This is a genomic window from Protofrankia symbiont of Coriaria myrtifolia (genome assembly GCF_900634755.1).
Taxonomy (GTDB): domain Bacteria; phylum Actinomycetota; class Actinomycetes; order Frankiales; family Frankiaceae; genus Protofrankia; species Protofrankia coriariae.
Genome location: NZ_CAAAFS010000328.1, coordinates 5,313 through 9,615, shown reverse-complemented (window position 1 = coordinate 9,615; position 4,303 = coordinate 5,313). Strand labels below are relative to the sequence as shown.

5 protein-coding genes are annotated in these 4,303 nt (G+C 66.7%); 3 read left to right on the top strand and 2 right to left on the bottom strand.

Annotation, left to right across the window (positions count from 1 at the left end):
* Nucleotides 1-69 precede the first annotated feature (69 nt).
* Nucleotides 70-513, bottom strand: a complete 444-nt coding sequence (locus CM1CMNOD_RS19280; RefSeq protein ID WP_131772882.1) for a hypothetical protein — start codon at nt 511-513, stop codon at nt 70-72.
* A gap of 762 nt (nt 514-1,275) precedes the next feature.
* On the opposite strand from CM1CMNOD_RS19280, the gene cas6 reads away from it, so the two are divergent.
* From cas6 to CM1CMNOD_RS19265, 3 genes are all read left to right on the top strand, one after another.
* Nucleotides 1,276-2,151, top strand: coding sequence for a CRISPR system precrRNA processing endoribonuclease RAMP protein Cas6 (gene cas6 / locus CM1CMNOD_RS19275; protein ID WP_013875266.1), 876 nt, complete (start codon nt 1,276-1,278; stop codon nt 2,149-2,151).
* 314 nt (nt 2,152-2,465) lie between these two features.
* On the top strand, nt 2,466-2,762 hold the full coding sequence (locus tag CM1CMNOD_RS19270; RefSeq protein WP_013875265.1) for a hypothetical protein: 297 nt from the start codon (nt 2,466-2,468) through the stop codon (nt 2,760-2,762).
* A gap of 418 nt (nt 2,763-3,180) precedes the next feature.
* A complete protein-coding gene (locus CM1CMNOD_RS19265; protein ID WP_013875264.1) occupies nt 3,181-3,849 on the top strand; it encodes a response regulator in 669 nt (222 codons plus the stop codon).
* 64 nt (nt 3,850-3,913) lie between these two features.
* On the opposite strand, the gene CM1CMNOD_RS23370 is transcribed toward CM1CMNOD_RS19265, so the two are convergent.
* Nucleotides 3,914-4,303: AAA family ATPase (locus CM1CMNOD_RS23370; RefSeq protein WP_242625470.1), on the bottom strand; the 390-nt coding region annotated here is incomplete at its 5' end.

Genomic DNA, 4,303 nt, shown 5'->3' with positions numbered 1-4,303 from the left:
CCTTCAGGCCATCGAGGAGTCCCAGCCAGCCGGGAAACCAAAAACAAACGATCTACCAGACCTGACCAGTTACACTTCATCAACCGTGTCAAGGCCGCCTTCGGTATCGAGTTCGTCCCAGACGTCCAGGCGAATGACAGCGAGATCGTCGAAATCGATACCACATTTCAGCAGGACTCGGCAGTCGACGTCCTGCACCGGGGCCTTGACCTCCCACAGCCGGTCAACAGGTTCGGTATCATCGGAAACGATGATCCGAATTATCGGTTTGACACCCTCTTTCCGTGCCTGAGCGATGAGCTCATCCAGACGCGGCGTCGGTGGCTCGTCACCGTGCACCGGATCCCTACCCATGGCGACAAGAATTAACACCCGCCTACCATCCAGATAGGGCCACCGCGCATAGCCGAACTCCTCGATCCCCTCATCAACAAGAGGAAGATCATATCGACGCCGCAGGAACTGGCAGATGGCCTGGGTGCCCGCACTGTCAGGTGCCTTGCCATGCGCCATCCGACACGGAAGGCTGGGGCGCTGCAACCTACTCCTCGACAAGAGAGAGGTACCCGCGTGAAGTTGCAATCCGACATGGAAAGTTGAAGCACTGCGACCACCCACTACGACGTGGGCAACGACTACTACGAGTTTCAATCCGACACGAAAAATTGGGGCGGTGCGACGTCGAGTAATTGCTGGCAGTCCTGCTCGCGGCGGGTTTCAATCCGGTGCGGAAAGTTGGGGCGGTGCGCCCGTACCACGGATCCTGGGGGGTCTGAGCCGGGGGTTTGCAAGATCGTTCCAGAACCTCCCGAGAGAGGCTGTGGATAACTGGGTGAAAATTCTTAATCGTTTACGTTTTCGCAGGTCACGGAGTTTTAGATCTTTGCCAGAACCCCCCCGTTTTTTCGGTGTGTCGGAGGTTTCAGACAACGATCATGATTTGATCGTTTGACAGCGAGGGTGGTTTGTGCCGCGGCCTGCGGGTGCGTGTGCCTCACCTCTCCATCGTCCGTCAGGGATGAGTGAGTCGCCTTGTCGGGGTGGGATGGAGGTGGACCGCGCCGGGCGCCCTGCCAGGTGGGCGGGCCCGGAGGGTGGCGCGCCTGCCCAGGCGGCCTACCGTGGAGATCCGGATCGAGCCTCGGGGCTGTGCCACGCGAAGAACCCCTGGCACGGGAGTATCACACGAAAGACGTGGAAGAGTAGATAAAGGGATAAAAACGGATAAAGCTGTAAGATCAGCAGGTGGACGGCGGAGGATGTGGAGGGTGAGCTGTGCCCGCTCGTGTTGTCGTGGCTGTCAGGCCGGTGTCGCCGGGGGCGCTGCCGCCGCCGGACACGGGGCCGGCGGTCAATGCCGCCATGCTCGCGGCCGTCCGTGAGGAGCTCTCGCCCGAGGCCAGCGCCTGGCTGCACGACGGCTCCCCAGGCGGCCCACCGGCGCGGCCGTTCGCCGTCACCCCGCTTCTCGACGAACACCAGCGTGCTCCCAACCGGTCGTCGGTGACCGTCCGTTTCGAGGTCGGGATTCTGTTCGACGACATCATCGGCTCGATGTTCGGCGCTCTGCGCAACCGTGACCGGTGGCGTTTCGGCTCCACCGACTACAGGACCGAAGCGGTCGAGTTCGTCCAAGCCGAGCCCTACCCGGACCTGCTCGCCGCCGCCACCGCCTCCCCGGCGACGTCGTGGGCGTTCGGACTGGTCACACCGGTCAGTTTCGCCACTGGACGCGGTGACGGCGCGCGCCGCCAGCGCATCCTGCCCGAGCCCGAACGGGTGTTCGGCACGCTGGCCGCCCGGTGGCTGCGCTGGGCGCCGTCCGTCGCGCCGTTACCCGCCGACGTCGAGGCCGCGATCGGCGATCACCTGGAGCTCGTCGACACGCGCCTTTTCACCACCGAGTACGTCATCAAGATCGGGGCGCCGAAACGCCGTGGCTGCGTCGGGTTCGTCCGCTACCAGCTCGCCGCGCCGGCGGACGTTCCGCCGCGGACGCGCGGCGCCATCGACGCCCTTGCCCGTTTCGCCTGCTACGCGGGCGTCGGCGACCGCACCCCCAGCGGCATGGGCTACGTCATCGCCGATCCGGACGGGGACGGCAGCGCATCGAGTGCCCGGCCGGCGCGTCGTCCCGCCCGCCCCGCGTGACACACCGGCCCGGGTAGGCAGACGGAGCCGCGCAGCCACGCCGGAGGCCGCCCGTTCCGGAGGCCGCCCGCATCCTTCGTGGTTTTCCGACCGGTATCCGGCTGTGTCCGACCAGCGCCCAGCTACGCGGTTTCGCTGACGCTCCGCTACGTCTGACCGCTGCCCGGCTGTCTGATCGGCGCCGGTGTTGTCCGGCGTGTTGTCCGGTTGAGGTCCGATCGGGGTCTGGTTGCCCGGTCGGGGTCCCGTCCCAGGTGGTTGCGGGGAGCGGGCTGGGAAATGCTGCAAGATACAGGTGAGAAGGGAGCGACCGCATGACCGACACGAAGACAGCCTGGGATGACGTGGCAAACAGTCTCACCACGCTGGGGCAACAGGTGAAGGCGCACTTCGACGACGTCGTCGGCGAGCGTCCGTTCGACCGCAGGGGGGTCGACGAGGCACTCGCCGAGCTCCGCGCGACCCTGGACCGGGCCTATTCCGCGGCTGGCCAGGCGGCGAAGGACCCGACGGTCCGCGAAAGCGCCTCAAAGATCGGCTCATCGTTCGTGGAGGCGCTGTCCAGCACCTTGATCGACCTGGGCCAGCGCCTGAAGAAACTCCGCCAGTAACGAGAAGCCCCGGGCTGGCGGAGTCCGTGAGCGGGCGAGCGCCGAGCCGGCCATCCGAGGCATGATCCAGGCGAGTTTGTCGTTGTGTACGCCTTTTGGCGCCGTAGGCGTACACAACGACAAACTCGCGGCGATCTTCCGTGATGGCTGGCGGCCGGCCCGGTGCCGGCTGGCGGCCGGCCTGGCTGTCAACGGCTGTCACGGCGGACGGTTCGCTCAGGGCCGACGGTCCGTCCGGGGGCCGTTGGAGACCTGTCGGCAAGAATCCGTGAATGCCGGGACATGTCCGGCCTGACAACGGGCGAATGCCGCCCGTTGGAAACCGGAAAAACCGTGGGATCCGAGACCGCGGGGATCCTGGCAGCGCCAGGGCAGTCCGAATGGTAAACGGTGGCACCTGCAGGTAGTGTGCTCCGCCATGGATCCGGTACGGGTATTTCTTCTGGATGATCACGAGATCGTCCGGCGTGGCATCCGGGAGGTACTGGAGGACACCGGGGAAATCCGGGTCGTCGGCGAGGCGTCGAGCGTGAGCGAGGCGTTGCGCCGCATACCCGCGTCCAACCCGCAGGTCGCGCTGCTGGACGCGCGGTTGGAGGACGGCAGCGGTATCGACGTGTGCCGGGACATCCGCTCCGCGCATCCGCAGGTCGGCTGTCTGATCCTGACGTCGTACGACGACGACGACGCCCTGTTCGCCTCGATCATGGCGGGCGCGGCCGGCTACCTGCTCAAGCAGATCAAAGGTACGGATCTCGTCGGCGCGATCCACACCATCGCCTCGGGGCGCTCCCTGCTGGACCCGGCCGTCACGCAGAAGGTGCTGGCCCGGCTGCGGGAGGGCCCCGCCGAGGACAGCAGGTTGGCGACGCTCAGCGAGCGGGAACGGGAGATTCTGCTACTGATCGCCGAAGGGCTGACCAACCGGCAGATCGCGTCCAGGATCCACCTGTCCGACAAGACGGTGAAGAACTACGTGTCGGCGATCCTCGACAAGCTCGAGCTGACCAGCCGTACCCAGGCGGCGGTTTACGCCACGAAACTCCAGGGGCAGCAGAACGGGCAACAACAGGCCGCCCAGAAATAGGCCCACCGCCGCCTCGTCGACGCGGACGAACCGCGTACGCGGGGGCGCTACGCGCAGCGCGCTCTCATGGCGCGTTCACGCGGCGTTGGACAGCCAGGACTGCCTCGCTGATCGGCACCGCCGTCTGGATGACGCTGGCGGTCGGCCACGGCTGGGCGCGGGCCGCCATCGCCTGGTGGACGGCGAGGGTGGCGTCGGAAGGGTCCTCCCCGGCGGCGGCACGGCGGGCGATCCGGGCGGCGGCCACCTCCGGCGAGGTGACGCAGCGCAGTTCGACGAGGTCACTGCTGGTCTGCTCGGCGAGGGCGGCGGCCGCGGCGCGGTGCGCAGCCGTGGACCACGACGCGTCAAGCACGACGCTCTCACCTCGTTCCAGAGCGTGGCGGGCCCGGCGCAGCAGTTCGGTGTAGGTGGCGTCGGTCGTCTGGGCGTCGTAGTGCCCCTCGAACAGGCC

Excerpts from the sequence above, each read along its gene's own strand:
- CM1CMNOD_RS19280 (WP_131772882.1), bottom strand. The coding sequence starts at position 513 with ATGGCGCATGGCAAGGCACCTGACAGTGCGGGCACCCAGGCCATCTGC.
- CM1CMNOD_RS19270 (WP_013875265.1), top strand. The coding sequence starts at position 2,466 with ATGACCGACACGAAGACAGCCTGGGATGACGTGGCAAACAGTCTCACC.
- CM1CMNOD_RS19265 (WP_013875264.1), top strand. The coding sequence starts at position 3,181 with ATGGATCCGGTACGGGTATTTCTTCTGGATGATCACGAGATCGTCCGG.